Origin of the sequence: Brumimicrobium mesophilum, assembly GCF_003025005.1 — a bacterium.
In the GTDB taxonomy this organism is placed as follows: Bacteria; Bacteroidota; Bacteroidia; order Flavobacteriales_D; family Crocinitomicaceae; genus Brumimicrobium; species Brumimicrobium mesophilum.
In genome coordinates this window covers 106,852-127,776 of record NZ_PVSS01000007.1, presented here as the reverse complement: position 1 = coordinate 127,776, position 20,925 = coordinate 106,852, and the positions used below count along the sequence as shown (strand labels likewise).

Annotated in this window: 18 protein-coding genes and 2 tRNA genes; 10 read left to right on the top strand and 10 right to left on the bottom strand. The window is 33.9% G+C overall.

Annotated features, from left to right (window positions below; all coding sequences use genetic code 11):
* Positions 1–167: 167 nt before the first annotated feature.
* Positions 168–1,814, bottom strand: coding sequence for a MutS-related protein (locus C6368_RS09040; RefSeq protein WP_107038871.1), 1,647 nt, complete (start codon positions 1,812–1,814; stop codon positions 168–170).
* A 354-nt stretch (positions 1,815–2,168) separates the two neighbouring features.
* Between C6368_RS09040 and mbhE the strand changes: the two genes are divergently transcribed.
* Genes mbhE through mnhG form a run of 7 tightly spaced genes read left to right on the top strand, consistent with a single transcriptional unit; the run spans position 2,169 to position 7,821 of the window.
* A complete protein-coding gene (gene mbhE / locus C6368_RS09035) occupies positions 2,169–4,394 on the top strand; it encodes a hydrogen gas-evolving membrane-bound hydrogenase subunit E (protein ID WP_234369117.1) in 2,226 nt (741 codons plus the stop codon).
* A gap of 1 nt (position 4,395) precedes the next feature.
* Positions 4,396–4,809 carry a Na+/H+ antiporter subunit B gene (locus C6368_RS09030; protein WP_107038869.1) on the top strand — a complete coding sequence of 138 codons (414 nt, stop codon included), beginning with the start codon at positions 4,396–4,398 and terminating at the stop codon, positions 4,807–4,809.
* Positions 4,810–4,814: 5 nt separating this feature from the next.
* Entirely contained in the window at positions 4,815–5,168 is a 354-nt protein-coding gene (locus C6368_RS09025) for a Na+/H+ antiporter subunit C (RefSeq protein WP_107038868.1), read from the top strand.
* Complete coding sequence (locus C6368_RS09020; protein WP_107038867.1) at positions 5,165–6,691, top strand: complex I subunit 5 family protein; 1,527 nt, start codon at positions 5,165–5,167, stop codon at positions 6,689–6,691. The genes C6368_RS09025 and C6368_RS09020 overlap by 4 nt, the downstream gene beginning before the upstream one ends.
* Positions 6,688–7,164: a Na+/H+ antiporter subunit E gene (locus C6368_RS09015; protein ID WP_107038866.1), complete on the top strand. Its 477-nt coding sequence runs from the start codon at positions 6,688–6,690 to the stop codon at positions 7,162–7,164. The genes C6368_RS09020 and C6368_RS09015 overlap by 4 nt, the downstream gene beginning before the upstream one ends.
* Positions 7,161–7,436: a cation:proton antiporter gene (locus tag C6368_RS09010; RefSeq protein ID WP_107038865.1), complete on the top strand. Its 276-nt coding sequence runs from the start codon at positions 7,161–7,163 to the stop codon at positions 7,434–7,436. Before C6368_RS09015 ends, C6368_RS09010 begins: the two co-directional genes overlap by 4 nt.
* A 10-nt stretch (positions 7,437–7,446) precedes the next feature.
* Positions 7,447–7,821, top strand: a complete 375-nt coding sequence (gene mnhG, locus C6368_RS09005) for a monovalent cation/H(+) antiporter subunit G (protein ID WP_234369116.1) — start codon at positions 7,447–7,449, stop codon at positions 7,819–7,821.
* A 63-nt stretch (positions 7,822–7,884) separates the two neighbouring features.
* Here mnhG and C6368_RS09000 read toward each other — a convergent pair whose 3' ends face one another.
* The 3 genes from C6368_RS09000 to C6368_RS08990 all read right to left on the bottom strand — a co-directional run bounded on the left by C6368_RS09000 (position 7,885) and on the right by C6368_RS08990 (position 9,743).
* The gene (locus tag C6368_RS09000) at positions 7,885–8,316 is read right to left on the bottom strand and encodes a hypothetical protein (protein WP_107038864.1); all 432 of its coding nucleotides are present in this window, start codon (positions 8,314–8,316) and stop codon (positions 7,885–7,887) included.
* Positions 8,317–8,448: 132 nt separating this feature from the next.
* Complete coding sequence (locus tag C6368_RS08995; RefSeq protein ID WP_107038863.1) at positions 8,449–9,078, bottom strand: SOS response-associated peptidase; 630 nt, start codon at positions 9,076–9,078, stop codon at positions 8,449–8,451.
* Positions 9,079–9,080: 2 nt separating this feature from the next.
* A complete protein-coding gene (locus tag C6368_RS08990) occupies positions 9,081–9,743 on the bottom strand; it encodes a transglutaminase-like domain-containing protein (RefSeq protein WP_107038862.1) in 663 nt (220 codons plus the stop codon).
* 288 nt (positions 9,744–10,031) lie between these two features.
* Between C6368_RS08990 and C6368_RS08985 the strand changes: the two genes are divergently transcribed.
* Positions 10,032–10,715 (top strand): aspartate/glutamate racemase family protein, encoded by a 684-nt coding sequence (locus C6368_RS08985; protein ID WP_107038861.1) that lies wholly within the window; start codon positions 10,032–10,034, stop codon positions 10,713–10,715.
* A 61-nt stretch (positions 10,716–10,776) separates the two neighbouring features.
* Complete coding sequence (locus tag C6368_RS08980) at positions 10,777–12,177, top strand: RCC1 domain-containing protein (protein WP_107038860.1); 1,401 nt, start codon at positions 10,777–10,779, stop codon at positions 12,175–12,177.
* Between the two features lie 139 nt (positions 12,178–12,316).
* Here C6368_RS08980 and C6368_RS08975 read toward each other — a convergent pair.
* Positions 12,317–12,400: transfer RNA gene (locus C6368_RS08975), tRNA-Leu, on the bottom strand.
* Positions 12,401–12,498: 98 nt separating this feature from the next.
* Positions 12,499–12,571 (bottom strand) — tRNA-Gly (locus tag C6368_RS08970).
* Positions 12,572–12,936: 365 nt separating this feature from the next.
* Between C6368_RS08970 and C6368_RS08965 the strand changes: the two genes are divergently transcribed.
* Positions 12,937–14,052, top strand: coding sequence for a T9SS type A sorting domain-containing protein (locus C6368_RS08965; protein ID WP_107038859.1), 1,116 nt, complete (start codon positions 12,937–12,939; stop codon positions 14,050–14,052).
* A 43-nt stretch (positions 14,053–14,095) separates the two neighbouring features.
* Here the strand turns inward: C6368_RS08965 and C6368_RS08960 are convergent, their stop codons facing one another.
* Genes C6368_RS08960 through C6368_RS08945 form a run of 4 tightly spaced genes read right to left on the bottom strand, consistent with a single transcriptional unit; the run spans position 14,096 to position 20,896 of the window.
* Entirely contained in the window at positions 14,096–14,929 is an 834-nt protein-coding gene (locus tag C6368_RS08960; protein ID WP_107038858.1) for a metallophosphoesterase family protein, read from the bottom strand.
* A gap of 6 nt (positions 14,930–14,935) precedes the next feature.
* Entirely contained in the window at positions 14,936–16,291 is a 1,356-nt protein-coding gene (locus C6368_RS08955) for an SLC5/6 family protein (RefSeq protein ID WP_107038857.1), read from the bottom strand.
* The gene (locus tag C6368_RS08950; RefSeq protein WP_107038856.1) at positions 16,276–17,694 is read right to left on the bottom strand and encodes a SusD/RagB family nutrient-binding outer membrane lipoprotein; all 1,419 of its coding nucleotides are present in this window, start codon (positions 17,692–17,694) and stop codon (positions 16,276–16,278) included. Before C6368_RS08950 ends, C6368_RS08955 begins: the two co-directional genes overlap by 16 nt.
* Positions 17,695–17,698: 4 nt before the next feature.
* Complete coding sequence (locus C6368_RS08945) at positions 17,699–20,896, bottom strand: SusC/RagA family TonB-linked outer membrane protein (RefSeq protein WP_107038855.1); 3,198 nt, start codon at positions 20,894–20,896, stop codon at positions 17,699–17,701.
* Between the last annotated feature and the right edge of the window lie 29 nt (positions 20,897–20,925).

Here is a 20,925-nt window from a genome sequence, read left to right as displayed (position 1 = left end):
AAAAGAACGAAATACTTTCTTTTATAGTTGCTAATAACAAAAGTCATAAGAAAAATCCATAAAACTCCTAAAGCCTCCATGAGATAAAAGTTCCCAACTTATGTTGATTGCTAAAATCACCCAACAACTTTATTTCAGTAAATCGGGAAAAGACATTCGATTTATGATTAAATGAGTTTTTTCTCTGTTTTCATGGCATCATCAATTATAAGTTTTGGATATTTATAAAGTTCCAAAATTCTAATTGCATTTCTTGTTTGTAATTTCCCTTGTTTCAATTTATAATCAAAAACCAACTCTTTCTCATTTATCGTCTCTTGGAAATGAAATAATTTATAATTCTCTTCCACTAACAATTCAGTCAATTCGATATCATGAGTTGAAACTAAAACTATATGATTTTTTTTATTTAAATAAGAAAGAATCGCTTTACCTCCTGAAATTCTTTCAATTGTATTCGTTCCCTTAAAAATTTCATCGAGAACAAATAAACATGGAGATTTATTATCGGAATTTTCAATTAGCTCCCTTATTGTTAAAACCTCTTCCAAATAATAACTTTTATTTTCAAACAAGTCATCTGTAATTCTAATCGATGAATAAACTTTAAAAAATGGTGCCTTATATGCTTGAGCAAAACAAATATTTAAAGTTTGAGCTAAAACACTATTAATAGCCACTGTTCTAATAAAAGTTGTTTTCCCAGACATATTGGTTCCCGTCAGCAACATACTTTTGCTTTGGAGATTAAAAGTATTAGGAATACAATCGTCAACTAATGGATGTGAAATCTCTTTGGAAACTATTTCTTTCTCTTCCGTAAATGTTGGTTTGCAAGTAGAAATAGCATCACTTCGTAAAGAAGCAATATTTATTGCAGTATCTATTTCACCTATAGAAAGGTATAATTCCTCAATGAAATCCCTTTTAGTTATAATGGAATCAATGAAACTATAAAAGACAATATATTCGATATTGAACAATATTTTTATCAATTCAAAAAAAGACCAAAATATTGCTGTGAATTCATTATCCAAACCTTTTTCAAACCTTATAATTTCGGTTTTGAATTTAATTTTCTCTATTTCCTTAATGAATTTCAAATCTTTGAAGTACGATTTAATGGGCTTTAGCTTCACCAGCTTCTTACTAACATTATGGGCTATTGACAATTGATTTACTGCCCTTAAATAAAATTTAATATTTCTTTTATTCGAATAATGAAAAACTACATTAATTGCGAAAATTGGAATTAGAAATAAAATAAAAAAGGGGTAAAAAAAAGACATAAAAATTGACAGAATACTAACGGCAGTTAAAACGTAAATCAACCATAATGTTTTTGGCTTCTTTAACTGTAATCCATTAATCAACTCTTCTAAATAATAGGATTCACTCTTATTTAATCTTGACAAATACATTTGACTTTTTACACGAATCGCTTCATCTTTTTCAAAAGCTTCAACAAGAAATTCAATTTCATTTAATTCTTCAACATTTGTTATTGTACTCAATCGGTTATATAAATACTGTTGTCCAATTTTTGAAGTGGTCCTGTCTATATATTTAAAAACCTCATTGAAATCTAGGTCATTTTTACATTTATCCGAAATAATATGGTACGCATCATTTCTATGTCTATTATTATCGAAATAAAGACTTATTTTTTCAAAATCGTAATACTCGTCCTCTTTCTTTTTACCCCAATTAGCTTTAAAATCAGACTCAAGCCTTTTGAGTTTTTTATTTCTTTTGTAATTAGAAATTATATAAATCACAATGAAAATCAATAAAATTCCTAAAATCCAATTCATAGTCCAATATTTATTTTCTATATATTTTAAATTACCTTCTGATCAAAATTAAAATAAAAACTCAATTCACAAACTTCATTTATTCAATCATTACTCCAAGTATACTACACAATTTAACTTAAAAATAATTCGAAATTTCCCTAAAGTCATATATGAAATCAAGGAAATTCGTATATTGACCCGCTAAACCAAAAAGCTGAAAAATTGGTAAAGAATTATTATCTCAAAGAAGGGATTTTGATTTAAAAACTAAGTGAATATTTAATAATTATGACCGTATTTTTAATCGTTATACTCTCATCATTCGTGTTTTCTTTGTTGCTTTTTGGCATCGGGCAAAAGACATTCCAACGAATGACATGGTTCGCAGCACTTTTGCCTATTTCATTATTTATCTATTTCTCTAGTTTTGCGAAATCCATAATGAATGGTGAAGTGTATAATTCATTCACTTCTTGGGTTCCTTCTCTGGGCATCAACCTAGATTTTCGACTCGACAACCTTGCACTACTCTTTACCTTATTAATCACAGGAGTTGGGAGTATAGTGTTTCTGTACACTACGCAATACCTAAAAGGTCATCCAAAATTACTGCGTTTTTATGTATTTCTTTCCATTTTTATGGGAGCGATGTTGGGGTTAGTTACTTCAAACAACATCATTACACTCTTTATTTTCTGGGAATTAACAAGTATCAGTTCTTTCTTCTTAATTAGTTTCAATAATACAGAAGCTCCTTCTCGGAAATCGGCAATTATCGCATTAACAATCACTGGATTAGGAGGATTAGCATTATTGGCTTTTGCGGTTTTAGCCGGACAAATTACAGGAACTTTATCGATAGCAGAAATGCTTCAATCACCTGAAGTATTCGCAAATCATCAGTATTCTGTCATTTTAATGGTCTTTATATTTTTAGCGGCATTTACTAAATCAGCTCAATTTCCTTTCCATTTTTGGTTACCAGGAGCCATGAAAGCCCCAACTCCAGTTTCAACTTATTTGCACTCTGCAACCATGGTAAAAGCGGGTATTTACTTGTTATTGCGTTTTACTCCGCACTTTCAAAACAACTCCTATTTCTTTACAACCTTATTAATCGTTGGAGCAATCACGATGCTTTACGCTGCATTCCAGACGTTATTTAAAACAGATTTAAAAGGGATTTTGGCCTATTCCACAATTGGAGCATTGGGAATTATGGTTTTTTTGATAGGAATTGGAACATCTGCTTCTATCACTGCAGCCATTGTTTTTATTGTTGTTCACGCTTTATATAAAGCCAGTTTATTCTTGGTTACCGGAACAATTGATCATCAAGCGAAAACACGTGACATTACAAAATTAAGTGGGCTCAGAAAAGTATTAATGCCTTTAGCAATTGCAGGATTAATTGCTGCTTTATCCAGTGGTGGATTCCCTCCTACAGTTGGTTTTATTGGTAAAGATTTAATTTATGAAGCCACATTACATGGTGGACTAAATCCAGTTCTATTAACTACAATGGCCGTTTTAACCAATATTTTAATGGTTTTTGCTGGATTATTAGTCGGTGTAAAACCATTCGCTGGAAAACAAAACGAGGACCTTGGTGAAATTAAGAAACCACATTTCTTTCTTTGGTTTATGCCGATGATATTAGCAGTGCTTAGTTTATTATTTGGACTATTCCCTTCAATGGTAGAAGCCTTGTTTACACATAATATCACACCACTTTTAACGGGAGAAGAGAGTCCACACTTGGCGATTTGGCACGGTTTCAACTTAATTCTTTTATTAAGTGCAATAACAATTATCTCAGGAATTATCATTTACTTCATTTGGAAACCAAGTCATAAGAAGGAAGGTTCAATGATGAAATTTGAAGCTATTTCTCCAAAAAGTTTAGCCTTGAAGTTTTCTGATTTATTTCAAAAGTTATCATATATTTTAACAAGAACATTCCAAAATGGTTATTTACGCCGATATGTTATGGTAATCCTAGTGTTATTGACTTTAGTATTTGGAATTCACGTTTTCATTAATCCTAGGATATTCCTTTCTGTAAAAGAAATCAAGGCATTAAATTGGAATGAAATTGTAATTCTGGCCATGATGTTAGTTTCAATTTTGTTTACTGTATTCACAAAATCTAGACTTACAGCCATTGCCGGGATGGGAGTTTTAGGTTACACAATGTGTTTGATCTTTGTTTTCTACGGTGCACCCGATTTAGCAATGACACAATTCTCCATTGATACTTTAACTGTAATTTTATTTGTGTTGGTACTTTATCGATTACCAAAATACCTTAAACTCTCTAATCGCACCAATAGGGTTCGAGATGCCATTGTAGCAATGTCATTTGGAACATTTTTGGCATTCACGATTATTGAAATTATGAATGAAACACCTTTAAAAAAGACCAGTGAATATTATGCCGAAAATGCTTATGTTTTAGCAAAAGGAAAAAATGTTGTAAATGTGATTTTGGTTGATTTCCGTGGATTTGACACCATGATTGAAATTGTCGTTCTAGCTATTTCAGCAATTGGAGTATTTGCCTTACTTAAGTTACACTTAAAGAAAAACGAAAAATAAAATGAAGAGTTTAATATTACATACCATTTCAATAACCCTTTTGCCTTTACTGATATTGTTTTCAGTATTCGTTTTACTGCGTGGGCATTACCTTCCTGGAGGTGGATTTATTGGAGGATTAATTGCAGCAATTGCATTTATTCTTCATGCTTTCGCGAATGGATTAAAAGAAACGAGAAAAGTACTAAGAATACATCCTGGATTTTTAATTCCTGTTGGATTATCAATAGCAGTTTTAAGTGCTTTAGCACCTATTTTAATGACTGGAGATCCACTAATGACCGGTCTTTGGTATGACAAAGACATTGCAATCCTAGGGAAAATAGGAAGTGCTCTTTTCTTCGATACAGGAGTTTATTTGGTAGTAGTAGGGGTGTGTTTAACTATTATCTTCACCATCTCAGAAAGCGTTTAATTATTATGGAAATACTATTAGCGATAATGACTGGAATACTTTATGCCGCGGGGATCTATTTGATTCTTCGCCGCAGTCTAGTTAAACTAATCATTGGAATTGTAATCCTTGGAAATGGAGTAAATCTTTTAATATTTTTAATGGGAGGACTTGTAAAAGGTAATCCACCATTGATTTTATCAGAAGGAAAAGCATTGGAAGGTTTATATGCCGATCCTGTACCACAGGCCTTAATTTTAACAGCAATTGTAATCAGTTTTGGACTGCAATCTTTTGCTATTGTATTAATTAAAAGAGCCTATAAAGTCTTGAAAACTGACGATATTGATACTATGAATAAAACTGACGATATAACATGAGCGAACATTTAACAATATATCCGATTCTTGTTCATTTAATTACTGCAATTCTTTTGTTGTTCTTTTGGATGAATCCAAAAATTCAGCGTTACATCAGTATTGTAGGAAGTGCCGCAGGAATAGTTATTGGAGGACTTCTATTTAGTAGAGTTTGGGAAAACGGAATACAAAGTATTCAATTAGGAAATTGGGAAGCTCCGTTCGGAATTAGTATGGTCGCTGACACCCTAGCTGTTTCACTGATTCTTCTAACCAACATTGTGGCTTTCGCCTTATCCATCTACTCCACTGAAAACATGGTTTCATCAAGGGTGAAATTTGGTTATTATGCCATTTTCCACTTCTTAATCATGGGATTATCTGGAGCATTCTTAACAGGAGATTTATTCAATCTTTATGTCTGGTTTGAGGTAATTATTATCTCTTCATTCGTTTTATTAACCATTGGAGGAAGAAAAATTCAAATCGAAGGTGCAGTAAAATACTTCACTTTGAATATGATTTCTTCAATCATTTTCCTAACAGGAATTGCGATGGTTTATGGAGCTACAGGATCTTTGAACATGGCAGAATTGTCGCGCATTATTCCTGAAATTGAAAACAAAGGATTGATGCAAACAATTTCTTTGATTTTCTTTATTGGATTTGGAGTGAAGTCAGGAGTTTTCCCATTGTATTTTTGGCTTCCTGCCTCCTATCACACTCCTCCAGCTGCAGTTTCTGCATTATTCGCAGGATTGCTAACCAAAGTTGGAATTTATGCAATGTTGCGGGTCTTCACACTCATTTTCCCCTTGGGAGAAACCAACCAAATTATATTAATGATTATCGCTGGACTCACAATGTTCTTTGGAGGAATTGGAGCGTTGGTTCAAAAAGATATGATGAGAGTTTTCTCTTATTTGATCATTTGTCATATTGGATTTATGGTTGGAGGATTAAGCTTATTCACTGAAGTTGCTATTGTAGGAGCTATTATGTATATGTTCCATGACATAATTGTCAAAGCCACATTGTTTATGCTTGGCGGAGTAATGTTTAGGATATTTGGATCAACTAGATTATATAATATGGGAGGAATGATGGACGATTACCCTAAGCTTTCATTCTTATTTGCTATTCCATTATTTGCACTGGTAGGGATTCCACCACTTTCAGGCTTTTGGCCAAAAATCTCATTGTTTAGCGCAAGTTATACAGCTGGGGAAATAGCCATGTTGGTAATGTTCATTTTTGCGAGTTTGATTACTTTGGTGATTATTGCAAAAATATGGAACAAATCCTTTTCAACAAGCGACCCTAAAAGAGAGCGGAAATTGTCTTTTAAGTATTTTAATGATTTCAGTTTTGCCGAAAAAGCGGCATATGTTGCTCCAATTATTTTACTTGTTGGCGTAACTTTATATTATAGTTTTTTCGCAGAACACTTTCAAATGGTTGCCGAAAGAATTGGTGAGGAATTAATGAATACAGAGCACTACTATAATGCTGTTTACGGAATTAAAGAAGTTTCAGAGCTATGAAAATACAATTTCTATTAAATATATTACTGTCTGTTGTTTGGGTTTTCCTTACAGGAACAGTCAATGCAACAAATTTTGCGTTTGGATTTATATTGAGCTTCTTAGTACTTTGGTTAATTAGTTCTAACCACGGAAAGAGAAAATATTTTTCAATTGTTCCAAGCTTATTTAGTTTTACATTCTACTTTTTATATGAATTAGTAAAAGCCAATATACAAGTTGCAGCCGATGTGGTGACTCCAAAATTTTACATGGAACCTGGAATCATCAAATATCCATTAACTGCGGAGTCAGATTTAGAAATTACATTATTGGCCAATGTTATCACTTTAACTCCTGGGACACTAAGTTTAGACATATCAGATGACAGAAAAGTTTTATACATTCATGCAATGTATGTTCATGACAAAGAAGAATTTATCGACGGAATTAAAAATGGTTTCGAAAAACGAATTTTGAATATATTACGATGAATATAGATGATTTTTTAACATATATAATTTTACCGATTTTGAGTACCTCCTCTTTAATGGTTTTCATTCGGTTTTTAATTGGTCCTACTCTACCAGATAGAGTTGTTGCCTTAGATTTATTGATCACAATTGGTATTTCGATAATTGCAGTTTACAGTATTATTACGCATCGTCCTTCATTTTTGGATATCGCTATGATATTTGCATTAATCGCTTTTTTAAGTACCGTTGCATTTTCGTTTTACCTTGAAAAAAGAAAAAGAAATGAATGATATTATAATTATGGTCATCATCTCGCTTGGAACACTATTTATTCTTCTAGCGGCGATTGGATTATTACGAATGCCCGATTTATACCTTAGAATGTCAGTAACAACTAAAGCTGCGACTCTTGGTGTTGGACTAATTTTAATAGGTTTGGCTCTTTATTATATGGAAACTTCCATTACAACACGTGTAATTGCCATCATTGTCTTCCTGCTACTTACAGCTCCAATAAGCGCGCATGTTATTGGACGAGCAGCATATTTTGTAGGAGTACCTATGTGGAAAAAAACCAAAATTGACGATCTTAAAGGGATGTACAATACAAAAACTCATGATTTGATGAGTGGTCTTGAAGATGAAGAAGAAGAACAACCAGAGGCTGAAGACTAAAATTTAGTTTCCACTTAGAACTCCTCTAAGGTTTGAAGCTAACTATGCTTTTTTAACATCCTACTATTGAACCTCGTTGGGCTTCTTATTTTTATACAATTGGCACATAATAAATACCAAAATAAATGAAGAGGCCAAGCTCTGAATGTACAAGGCAACACATAATCCTCCATAACTATTTGCTTTAACCACAGAACTAATATATCTATCCAAATCTGGTTCGAAAATTTGAAAATAGATATAAAGAGAAATCGTTCCCAAAGTCATAGCTGTGAAAACGGTAACAACTCCAATTGCGAGTTTATTCAGATAACTTTCGCCATTTTTAACTGCTGATTTTAAAGAATTATTGATGATAAGAAAAATAAAAATATAATTTCCTAACCTTAAAAAAATATTATCCGCCAAGCCTAGAGCATCTAAAATAGCAAAGTAAACTCCAAGAATAATAAATAAAATAACTCCATTTCGAATAGCATTTGATCGTTGTAACATAGTTTCTGACTTAATTAATAGCAAATGTCTTTTTACACCTCCCTTAATTTAGAAATTAATATTTTCTAATCCAAATACTCAACTTAAGAAAAATGAATACTACCTAATCTTTAACACCTTTTCACAAAAAAGCTAAAACAAACCTAATTGTCCATCACTTTCAATGCAATGTGTATTTAAACTATGGTTTAAATTAATGTCTCCCTTTGCTAGCCATGCTCTAGCTTGATTTGGGTCCATAATCAATGGCATTCTTTTTTTGATATTGTGAATTTCAGCCATAATTTCATTCGCTTCGGTTGTTAACAATGAAAACGAATTAACTACTTCTCCAGATTTGGGGTTTGTCCATGTACTATGCAATCCTGCCAACCCAAAAACCGGTTGATTTTCTACACCAATTAGGTATTTTTCTTTTCGTTTACCCTTGCTATCAAGCCATTTCCACTCGTAAAAACCAGAAACAGGTAACACACATCTTTGATTATTTACATCTTTAAAAGAAGCCACTTCACCTATTGTTTCAAGCTTGGCGTTCAAAGTATGCTTACGAATGTCTTCGTCTTTTGCCCAATGAGGAATTAATCCCCATTTCAAGAAATTAAATGTCTCGGGAGAATCACTTTTCAAAACGGGCAACAATGGGAAATCAAATCCGCTAATTACATCTTTAGGATTGTACAAAGCTGGCATCTCAAATTGTGCATTAAACTTTTCAGTTAATTCTTTAATTGTAGCTTTTTGTTGAACGTTGTAACACATGATTAACTATTTATGTGGAAAAATGAAAATGAACGTGAATTATGTTCTTCTTCGAATAAATGGGGATAATATTTTTGCATTTCAGCGTTCATTAACTCTACAGGAACATCATCAAATTCCCCATAGAAATGTTTATACTCCATGAATTTTTGATTGCCTTGATACGCCTGGAATAATGAATCATTTTCTCCATCCCAAGCCAAAGCTTCTACTCCAGAAAGTTTACAAATTAAAGGATCGAAAGCAGGTGTACATTTAACCCATTTCCCTTCCAAAAAAGCGGAAACATATCCATGAAAAACAATTTCTTCTCGTCGTAAAGCAGCTGTCAATTTTTCTACTCCAATGTGATTAACCACAATTCCATAACCTAATTTCGAAGGAATACCTAACGCTCTTAACCCTGTCGCTAAAACAATTGATTTTTCAACACACCAAGCTTTACTTTTCTGCAAAACTACACTTGACTTCAACTTTTCTGAACGTAAATCAAGATGATAAGGATTATAAACAAATCCATCTCTAACTTTATTATACAAAGCAATGGCCTGTTGCTTTGTAGTCAATGAAGTATCAATTGTTGAAATTAATTCAAATGTACTCTTATGATTCACTTCAAGAATTGGAGTTGCTTTTAAAAATTTCTGTTGTTCCTTTTCAGTCATATTTCAAATTTACAAATTAACTACAATTAAATCGCAGTTCATAGTTCACTACCATCCGAGAAAAATATACCTGCTTCAAAATTAAGGTTTCGAGCAGCTTTATCCATTCTTTCATAATTTAACCCCGAAGATAAAGCAAGAGGTTATGGGACAAGGAAGTAAGAGGAATTTGGAGTATTATAATTGAGAAGTTATGGTTATTCATCAAGCGTGAATGATTAATGCAAATCACTCTCGGTAGCAACTTAAAAAATCGCTGAACGTTAAAGATAAAGAAATAGAAAGAAAATGAAAAAACTGGGTTTAATTGGAGGGACATCTTATCATTCTACGATTAATTATTATAGAATGATTAACGAAAAAGTTGGAGCCATAATTGGACATGACAAAAACCCTGAGTTACTTTTATATAGTTTGAATGTTGAGTTGATGCGTTCCGAAGATCAAGAGAGAATTAAGACCGAATACTTAAGAATATCGAAAGATTTGATCTCAATAGGTGCAGAAGGTATTTTAATTTGTGCGAATACTCCACACATGGTTTACGAGTATGTTCAACCAAAAATTGAAGTTCCTATTTTACATATTGGAAAAGCCATTGGAGATTATGCTATAAAGAATAATTTTTACAATTTAGGTTTATTTGGAACTAGACCAACAATCAAAATTGGATTTTTAGAAAACTATATCAAAGAAAATTATCCTTTAGAAATTACACTCCCAAACGAAGAGAACATAGGAATCATACACCACTATATTGCTGAAGAATTAACCCAAGGAATATTCTCTGAAGAAGCCAAGGCATACTTTTTAGATCAAATGAAAATTTTAACATCGAAGGGCGCCGATGCTATAATTATGGGCTGTACAGAATTACCCATTTTGATAAAACAAGAAGAAACAGATTTCAAACTCATTGATACAACAAGCCTGCATGTAGAATTGGCTGTTGACTTTATATTAAATAATTAGGATAATGTAATCATATACGGAATTGTATATATTTAACTCATTAATAATAACTCAAAGAATTATGAAAAAACTTATATTACTTGCCTTTACTTTTCTAGGATTGAATGTATTTGCTCAAAACACATGGGTTGAACTCAGTGCAGGAACTGAGTTTTCTGCGGGAATTCAATCTGATGGTACTTTATGGACATGGGGTTCAAACATGAATGAACAATTAGGCTTGGGTGATGCTATTACCAGAGCAATTCCTACACAAGTTGGAACAGATACAAATTGGAGTTCAATTTCTTGTGGTGCATTCCACAGTTTAGCAATCAAAAATGATGGCACACTTTGGGCTTGGGGTGAAAACTCTCTATTTCAACTTGGAAATGGAAATACCACTCAACTGAGCACGCCTACACAGGTTGGAACGGATAATGATTGGGCGTCTATAAATGCTGGATATGCTCACAATCACGCCATAAAAACCGATGGAACTCTATGGGCTTGGGGCTGGAATCTTTATGGTCAAATAGGAGACAACTCGAATATTGATTTGGCTATACCAACTCAAATTGGAACCGCTACAAACTGGGAATTTATTGATTCTGGAGCTGGTCATACCTTAGCCTTAAAAACTGACGGAACATTATGGGGATGGGGATTTAATGCAAATGGCCAACTTGGAATAATTTCATCAACTGAAATTAAAGAACCAACTCAAATAGGAACTTCATTATGGAATGACATTTCTTGTGGTTATGAATATTCATCTGGGATAAAAGCCGATGGAACTTTATGGTCATGGGGTTTTAATGGTAATTCACAATTAGGATTGGGAACAATTCCACAAGCCGATGAACCAACACAAGTTGGAACAAGCAGTGATTGGGAAACAATTCGAAGTGGCGCAGCTTCAAATTTTGCAATTAATTCTTCAAGTGAATTATTCGGAACAGGATTTAATCAATTTGGAACATTGGGTGATGGATCAGGTGTAAACAAGTCATCATTTACATTAATCACGGATGATGTCGATATGGTTTATGTGAGTGAAGGTGGTGCTGGACAAGGTGGGATTTTCGGACATCATACATTCCTATTGAGAAATTCTGACAAAACTGTTATTTGTGCTGCTGGTTCAAATTACATTTCGCAAATTGGAGATGGTGGTTCTGCAGACATTCTGACTTTCACTTGTAATGTTGGAGATTTAGACAATGTTGGATTGACGGCTGAACAAAAAGGTGTAAATTTCAAAGTTTACCCTAATCCAGCGAGTGATTTTGCAACCATTGAATTTGATGGCAAAACTCCAGCTCAATTTACCTTATACTCCACTTCTGGAGCGCAAGTTTTCAGTCAAGAAATAAATTCAGGACAAAAAGTAGAATTTAAATCACTAGAATTAGGTATTTACTTTTATGAAATAATGAAAGAAAATGGAGAATTGGAAAAAGGAAAGTTAATTCTTAAATAATTAAATTCAAAATCAACAAAACAATTCTCTCAAGGATAATATTTAAAAGGAAGTTACGGCTTCCTTTTTTTTATGGAATTTAATATAAAAGTCCTTAAACGAAAAAATCCCTGCAGTTAAAAACTACAGGGATTTTTTGTACCCGGAGCGGGACTTGAACCCGCACGCCCCAAAGAGCACAGGATTTTAAGTCCGGCGTGTCTACCAATTCCACCATCCGGGCAGGACAGTTATTTTATTTTGCAACAAAACGGCTTACTAAGAGTAAATCGAACGACTCAGGGAGTATTTCATATCCCCTTCCTCTCGAAAAGTATTTCGAGCGGGAGACGGGATTCGAACCCGCGACCCCAACCTTGGCAAGGTTGTGCTCTACCAGCTGAGCTACTCTCGCTTATTCGAGGTAACTCTCTAATTTAAATTAGATAAGTTAGCATCGTTTATGTTGTTGTAATCTTGTCAATTTTCAGCAAAGAATCGTATTCCTTTTGCGGGGACAAATATACGTGTATTTTACTTCTTAGCAAGGAATAAATTTAATTTATTTTAAAAAAATATTATTAATACTTTCAACTACATAAAAACTAGAAGATTGTGAATTATAATAATTTTAAAAAAATTAATTATTTTAATTGAATTGCTGATTATACCATAATCTTATCAGTTCATAATTGGGGTAAGGGTTTCTCAATTTAATTATATCACAATTTTTTAATTACAAATTAAAATAGTAAATTTCATATTCAACTCAACGAATAGATGAGTTGTATTTATGAATTGAATACATCAAAACATATGCTACTAACAAAAACTATCTCATTTTTAACGCTATTAATTTCCATTTTATATGGCAACTTTGCATTTTCTCAATCAGTAACTTTAAACGACGGTTTTGAAGGAACACCTCAGTTTAGCGTTCCACCCCCAAATTGGACAAATTGTCTTGATGGAAACTCCACTGGTGACACACAGCCTGGAATGTTTAACAATCACCTTCCTGCATCGCAAGGTAACACTTACCTATCATTAGTTACAAGGGAAGTTAGTTCCCCAGGAACTGCAGAGACTGTTTGGACAAAACCAATTAATCCCTTTAGAAAAGACACATGCTACAACTTGCAAATTGATTTAACCTTAACGAATAGTTTCTATGGAGGATTTGGATGGATTGATCATTACTTCAACAACCCTTGTGTCTTTCAATTAATCGGATATAATGGCTACTGTCCTTCAAGAAAAGGGGAAGAAGTGTTATGGGAGTCCGATGTAATTACAAATTTTGAATGGCAAACCTTTGATATCAGCTTCATGCCTGAATTGGACACTTATGAGTATATTGCCATAAGACCATTTTTTGCTCCAGCAACGAATATCAAAAGCAGCGCGCTTCTAATAGATAATTTGAGATTCAAAATTACTCCAATAACGTTCGAACAAAATGATGGTGAGGTTACCATTCCTATATTTGCTACGGGAATAAACTGGTACTTTAATGGAGAAAATATTGAAGGAGAACATTCCATGAATATGCCATTTCTGGGAAGTGGAACCTACAAAGCGACTTTTTACAATGAAAATGGATGTTTTACAATAGCCAAAGAAGATATTAGAATCGATCCAATAAGTATTAGCATCTATCCCAATCCAACAGGCTCTAAAATAACAATTGACAGTTATTCTTCAACGAGTGAAAATTTGCAATTGCACCTTTATGACGAAATTGGAAAATTAGTTTTTGAAAATGAATCAATCCAAAATAAAGGACTAAATAAAACCGTGTTGGATTTATCTTTTCTAGCCCCAGCGGTCTATTATTTAAGAATAAACAAAAACGAACTAAAAAATGAAATCCATAAAATAGTGATTGCCCAATAGATAGAATTCTCAATATATAAAGAAATAGTTTTAACTATTCAAATTAAACCCTAGACTTTTCCAATTGAATGGATATGCTCTCCTCCTTCAGCTCCACCCCTTGCATCTTAGTTTCTTCACTTGGTAAAATCTCACAATTATCCCAAATTCCATCAACTATTGTTTTTGCGTATTCCATTGGAAGTTGTTTTTGAACCATTTCCTCACTCGTTTTATTGAAATCATATTTCAACGCATGTGAAGAAAATGTTTTTGTTTCAGAATTGTAAATTGTATACCAAACTTTTGTAGTTCCATCATTGGCTGGCATTCCAATTACTCCAGGGTTAATCCAATGTGCGTTGCCAAGTTGTTGCATAAATGGAATTCCACAATGTCCAGCTACAATTACATCAACGTTTAATTTTTTTATAATCTTTTCCTTGATAGAAGAAGGTGTGCTTTTAAATATAAATTCAGAAATGTTCTCAATTCCTCCATGAATAATCCCTAATCTTAAACCATCAATTACAATAATTTGATGGTTATTAAGCGTTTTCATCCAATCTATGTTTGCTTGACTCACTTGAATTTTAGCAAATGGGTACCACAAATTTGAAAAATTCGAACAACGGGATCCTTCTTCAAAATTACAACCACAATCTTCTTCCCCATCACTTAATTGAACTTCTACATTTCCCGCGATAACATTGATTCCCCATTCTCGAACAGCATTAACTGTTTCGTTTGGAGAAGCACAATATCCAACCACATCTCCAGTATGGTAGATATTCTTTGCAGGAATTTGAAGTTTTCCAGCCTCGTATTTCAATGCTTTTAATGCATGAATATTACTGTAAGATCCTCCAAAAAAGAGGTGCAGGTGAGAAGACTCCATTTTATTTTATTTGAATTTTAGCCATTTCGGAACAAAGTAAACAATAAAACACATTATTAAAGCAAATAAAGTTATCCAAAGTAAGTCGTTGTATGGACCACTTGTAAAAAACATTTGCTCAGGAAATAAATCTAAAGCTGTCATTATTCCGAACACTATTCCTACAATAACACTTAAGAAATAACTGATTTTAGGTGCAGGAGTTTTCCAAAAAAGAAATATAGGTGTTAATCCAATTACCATAACTCCACTAATTGTGGTTGCTGAAAGAATTTTGGGATCGAAAAACAAAGGGATTGAACCGGCAATTGCGAAAATTAGCATCGACCAACGCCCTACTTTCAAAGTAGCCCCTCTTTTTAAATCTACGGCAATTAATTTTGAAGCAGAAGAAAACGAAGAATCCAAAGTTGAAGAAGCCGAAACTATCATAATAAAATTAATCATCAACAGCATAAGTGGACCAAACAAGGTTCCAAACGTGGTTAAATCACTTGACTCTGCTCCATTTAATCTGCCAAAAATTCCAACTAAACTAAAAGCAAAAATTAATAGTCCGCCAAGTATTCCAGCGAAAATAAAACTCCACAAAGTAGTTTTAGGTTTACTGATAAATCCACGGTCTGTCATTACCGGGTCATGAAAAGGATAAGAAAAACTGTGTAAAAGTCCAACCAAAATAAGATTGATTCCATTGTCAAATGAAAAATCTCCTTCTGTGATAACTTCACCTATAGTTGATTCACTTTGACCATTAAAAATCACCAAAATCGAAATCATTAAGATTCCAAATAATCCAATTTGAATTAAATCAGAAAAAATAGAACTGCTCAAGCCTCCTTTTAAGGAATACACCAAGGTCAAAACTGTGAACACAATGACGGAAGAATAAAATGGTACAGTCCCATATTCTCCAAAGAAATAGCCAATAACCATAGTATTTGACCATACTTCATTGAATAATCGAATGGCAATTACAACTGAAAAAAGCTGTAGCGCTTGTCGACCAAATTTTTCATTGAGGAAAGAATGAATACTTGTGATTCCTCCTTTTGTTCTCATGCGGTAAATGATAACTCCTGCTACTAAAAAAGAAGCGTAATAAGAAGCATAAGCCAACCCTCCGGTAAATCCGTGTTCAAACCCTAAATCCGAAGCCACTGCAATTGATTTTGCAAAGACCCAAGAAATAACTAAACTTCCGGTGAGCATTCCAAAATTGGGTGACTTTCCTTTTGAACTAGCCGCGAAAAATTGTTTAGCATTCTTTGCCCATGGTGACAATAAGATCAGCAAGACGCTGGTTGCGATAACCAACGTCCATTGCCAAAATTTAAAATTATCTTCTATTGCTCCCACCATCCTTTACTGTTGTATGTGTCACCTCCGATTGCACCTACAGCTTGGGAGTAGTTTGAACCATTCACTGCTTGTTCGGTTGAAGGATAGGCATATCTCACAGGGTAAACATCATTATTTAAATTGTCTTGAGGAATTGTTAGCGTTGGAAATCCAGTTCTGCGGTAATCAAACCAAGCTTCATAACCATTCATAAAAGAAGAAATCCATTTTTGGGTCATGATTTTCTCTAATTCATCTCCAGAGCTAAGTAAAACATTCATTTGTGATAAATATCCACTTGGGATATCCACTCCTAAATGGTTAAAAGAAGCCCGAATTCCATTTTCATAATAGATGGTTGAACTTCCACTAATTAATCCTTTGTGTGCAGCTTCTGCTAAACAAAACTGTAATTCTGAAAAAGTCATAAAAGCTGCTTTTACAGCATCTGGTTCATCACGCAAATAACTTCCCAACAAAGAAACGTCGCTTAAATTAAAGCTTAATTGACTTTGTCTGCTCAACCCGTTTGGAATTCCATTATACTCCTCACTTCCAGGTGTTGAATTTGCCGTTGGCTTATAATAATGTGCTATCCTTGGGTCATTGAAAGGAGTAATAATATCCTCTGCTGTTTTACTCATCCGCACATCGACATAACGCCCTTCACGCTCTGTGAAAATCACCCATTGATTTGGAGAAGCTGACAAATATGGAACAACCGCTTCATCAAACAAACTTTGGAATAACAAACCCTCATCAACGATTGCTTGCATTTCCGTTGAGACATTTACTTGATTGCTAATTCTCAATAAATAACGTATTCTCAATCCATTTGCAAAAGCTATCCATTTTGTCAGGTTTCCTTGATACATGATATCTCCATCAATATTATCAGTTGTAGATTGAAGGGTATTCACTGATTTTTCAAGTAAATCAAGAATTCCTCCTTCTCCTGTGTAAATAGATTCTTGCGTGTCAAAAGCCGGAGTAAAGTTTCCTTCGCTCTGACCTTTTAAGGCTTCAAAATAAGGCACATTCGTCCATAAATCTGTCAACAAGCTGGCCTGATGAGCGATAAGTATATCAGCAACAGCAGAATAAGCATCATTTCCTTGCTCGCTATTTTTGATATCAGTTAAATCTTTCATCAAACGATAAGTTGCTGTCCATAATCCTTCATTAGAACCTAAATTGTAACGGTCTACTGGTAGGAATTCCAAATTAGAGGTATGTTGTGCCAATAAACTACCTGCGTGCCAACCCCAATAAGCTTGATTATTTGAACCTTCCGAAAGTACATTCGATAATAAAAATTGTGGATTTACATTTTCTGGTGCATTCTGATTAATATTGGATTGATCAAATTTCTTACACCCTATAAATAGGAAGGAAATGAGTGTATATATAAGTATCTTTTTCATGATTTTAAAATTTAAATTTTACTTGAATTCCATAACTTCTTGAAGAAGGATAGGATAAATCTTCTACTCCATAAATTTGAGAAGTTCCTTGCATTGCGCTCAATTCTGGATCAAAATGTGGATTTTCTGTCCATGTGAATAAATTACGTGCAACTAAACCAATTTGAAATTCCTCAATATTGAATTTGGAAACCCATTGATTTGGGAAAGTATAAGAAAGTCCAATTTCTCTAATTTTCAAATAAGAAGCATCGTAAACTGAACTCTCTTCATTCGCACGATTAAAGAATTGATTGTAATATTCTGCTGCTGAAACTGAAGTTGTATTCTCCTCATAAATTGGATTACTTTCTGTTCCTACATTCACAACTCCATCACCTATAATTCCTTCTTCTCGTCCATCTATGGTTTCAGCTAAAACTCCAGAAGTTGATCCAACTGCTTTTGTTCTAGAAATGATCTCCCCACCATAACGCCAATCTAGTAATACATTCAAAGTAAATCCTTTGTACTCAAACCTGTTTCCAAAACCAACAATAAAGTCTGGATTGTAATTTCCTAAATAACGCAATTCATTGTCACGAATAGGCAATCCATTTGCACCATAAATAATTCGACCTTCATCCGTTTTCATAAATCCAGTTCCGTACATGTCACCAATTCTTCCACCGTTTTCGGAATTGGCAATATAGAAAATCGTGTTTTCTGCAGTTGTGTATAAACGAGCAAATCCTGTTGTGTATTGGTCAATTCCTTCTGGTAATTCAGTTACATAACTCGCTCCTTTACTGAAATTAGCAAATGAAGTCCATTTAAAGTTTTCTGTTTTAACAATAGTTCCTGTCAACATGATTTCAATTCCTTTGCTTTGAATTTCTCCCCCGTTAATTACTTGTCCAGAATAACCGCTTGCAGATGACGTTGGCAAAGTGATAATTTGATCTTTGGCCGTGTTTTGATAAACCGTGACATCAACACCTAAACGTTCATTGAAAAAATATAACTCCACTCCTGCTTCTAAAGCATTGATTCTTTCTGGCTTCAAGTTTTCATTCAATAAAGTTGAGCCATTCGTTAACAGTGGATAGCTCCCGTAATTTTGGTTGAATGAATATGTATTTCGTAATTGAAAAGGCCCCGTATCAGCTCCCACACTTGAAGTACTTGCTCTTAATTTCCCGTAAGAAAACCAATCTGGCGAATTTAATTTCTCAGAAAAAACAAATGCACCATTTACAGAATAATAAGCAAATGAATTGTTGTCAACCGGCAAAGTCGTGGACCAATCATTTCTTACCGTTAAGTCCAAGAATAAGAATCTATCAAATCCAATTCCGGTCAATCCATAAACTGAATTAATTTGTTTTTGTGCATTAAATTGAGAAGCCTCCAGAGCAATTTTAGAATTTTCAAAGTTATAGACTCCTGGTACAGATAATTGCCCAGCCAACAAACTTTTATATCTTGTTTCCTGCGTGAAGTTATTTGCTCCAACTGCTGCGTTAAAATCCCATTTTTCACCAAAACTATTATCATAAGACAACATTAAATCAGTGTTTAATTCAGTAAAAGAAATATCGTCTTCTCTATAAGCTCCATTCTTGAAACGTTGTGTACTAAAAGCTCTTTGAGAAGTTCTCAAATCATTGTAAGTATCAATACCTGAACGAAAACGAATATTTAAATGCTTTGAAATTTCATATTTTAAACTCGCATTTCCCAATAAACGGTTTTTCTCGAACCCATTCCGATTTTCATAAACATTGAAAAATGGATTGTCCAACCACTGTGTATTATAATTGAATTGACGGAATCCTTCTTGACCAGCTTGCCAATAATCTTCAGCAGCGGTTAAATCGACTTGTCTTCCCATCCAAAGAAAAGAATACATTACATTTTCACTTCCATAACCTAAACCTGGTCGGTGAGTTGAAGATGAGTTAATAAAAGTAGCATGCGTTCGAATACTCAACCTTGGAGATAAATTATAAGTACTTGTCAAAGCAATATTATTTCTCTTAAAATCTGAGTTTGGTAATGTTCCCTCGTTATCCATACGTGTATATGACAATCGAAAACTTCCATTATCATTGGCACCTGCCAAAGCTACATTTTGCTGACTCGTAACTCCAGTTTGAAAGAAATTCCTAACATTATCAGGACTTTCCGTCCATGGCGTTGCAGTAATTGGATTTCCATTTCTTGCAATTACATCACCACCTCTCAATGGATTCCCATTATCATCGAATGAACTTCCGTCGTATTGTGTAATGAGCTGACCGTCCATTTTAGGACCAAAACTTACCAATCCACCATCACCGACTCCACTACCAAGACCGTCTTCATAAGCGAATACACCACCAGAACCTTGACCATATGTATTTTGAAATTCTGGAAGAAAAGCAATTTGTTCAAAAGTCACACTCGAATTGATACTTACACCAATTCCCTCACTGCGTTTACCTTCTTTAGTTTCAATAATTATTACTCCTCCTGCAGCACGTGCTCCATATAAAGCTGCGGCACTAGGACCTTTCAAAACATTGATTGATTCAATATCATCAGCACTGAAATCCCCAATTCCATTTCCATAATCTACTTCATGGAAACCTGATTCAAGGTTTTCGGTGTTATTGGCAATGAACTCGTTACTTACAGGAACTCCATCAACAACAAAAAGTGGTTGATTGTTTCCCGAAAGTGAAGTTTCACCACGAATAATAATACGAGAAGAAGAACCCACTCCTGAAGAACCGTTTGTTGTTTGAACACCTGCAACTCGACCCGCTAAGGCATTAACCAAGTTGGGATGTCTAACTTCTGTGATTTCATCTCCTTTCAAAGTTTGAATGGCATATCCTAAATCTCTTTTACTGCGTTTTAGACCAAGGGCTGTAATTACAACCTCATCTAATTCATTCACAGAAGAGACCATTGAAATTGACCAATCTAATTTGTTTAGAACAGCAAAACTCTGCGTCTCATATCCAATTGCAGAAAATTGAACTGAATCAGTTTCCCTGACCATTAATTGGAAATCACCATTTTCATTTGTTTGAGTCCCCTTGTTTTCACCTATGATTTTTACGCTTGCGTATGGAATGGCTTCATTATTTTCATTGAATACCTTACCTTGAATTGTCTTTTGAGACAACACATTTAACCCAACCATCAACAAGATGGTCGTTATGAAAAATTTCATATCGAATTAGTTTTAGTTAAAAATTATTG